Source organism: Rhodococcus mengyinensis (assembly GCF_048381435.1).
Taxonomy (GTDB): Bacteria; Actinomycetota; Actinomycetes; order Mycobacteriales; family Mycobacteriaceae; genus Rhodococcus_F; species Rhodococcus_F opacus_D.
The window spans coordinates 1-1,219 of record NZ_JBLWIT010000004.1 but is presented as its reverse complement, the minus strand read 5'-3'; the positions used below and the strand labels follow the sequence as shown (position 1 = coordinate 1,219).

The window sequence follows — 1,219 nt, the reverse complement described above, 5'->3', positions numbered from 1 at the left end:
TCCTCGACGCCGACGAAAAACAGCTGATCCTCGAGGACTGGAACCACACCGATCATGCGACAACCACCGACACACTGGTGTCGATGTTCGGTGCGCAGGTCACGCGCACACCCGACGCGCCCGCGGTGGTGGACGGAAACCGAACACTGTCCTACGCCGAGTTCGATGCACGCGTCAACCGTCTCGCCCGACACCTGATCACCCAGGGCGTGGGCCCGGAAACCATCGTGGCACTACGGATGCGCCGCTCCATCGACTTCATCGTCGGCGTCTACGCCACCCTCACCGCCGGTGCAGCTTATCTGCCCATCGACCCCCACCACCCGGCCGAGCGCACACACTTCATACTCGCAGTGGCGCAACCCACCTGCATGCTGACCACCACCCACGACGACCAAGACGATCCGCCCGACCCGGTACCGGTCCTCCACCTCGACACCATCGATCTGTCACCGATGTCCGCGATGCCGGTGACCGACGCGGACCGCCGCGCACCGCTACGCCCGCAGAACACGGCCTACGTGATGTTCACCTCGGGATCGACCGGCCGCCCGAAGGGGGTGACCGTGGCGCACAGCGCGATCGTCAACGAGGCTCAGTGGGTGGTCGAGGCGTTCGATTACCGTGCCGGTGACCGTCTTCTGCAGAGCAACGCGGTGACCTTCGACGCGTCGACCCCCGATCTCTTTGCACCGCTGCAGGTCGGGGGCTGCGTGGTCTTGGCAGGGCCCGACGGCCAACGCGACCCCGACTACCTCGCCGAACTCATCCGGGCACAGAAGGTCACTCACGTGGCGTCGGTGCCGACGGTGATGACCGCCCTGATGGCCGGCCGATCACCCGACGTCCTCCGCGGCGTGCGGGTGGTCTACCTCGGCGGTGAAACGCTGTCCGGGCAGACGGTCGCACGGTTGGCGGAGTTCGGTCCGGCGACGGTATGGAACCAGTACGGGCCCACCGAAACCACCGTCAGCGTCATCTGCCACCGCTGCACCCAACACGAAGAGTCGGTGGTGCCCATCGGCACACCCCAGACCAACTGCCACGCCTACGTGCTGGACCACCGCTTGCATCCGGTACCGGTGGCGGTGGTGGGCGAGTTGTATGTGGCCGGGGTCCAGCTGGCCCGCGGATACCACAACCGGCCCGCACTGACCGCCGAACGGTTCGTCGCCAACCCCTACGGCCCACCCGGCCAACGCATGTACCGCACCGGCGA

General features: G+C 66.9%; 1 protein-coding gene. It reads left to right on the top strand.

Translation table 11 applies throughout. The annotated features are described in order from the left end of the window. On the top strand, positions 1 to 1,219 hold a 1,219-nt coding region (locus tag ACNJ7E_RS00190; protein WP_418338706.1), incomplete at both ends, for an amino acid adenylation domain-containing protein.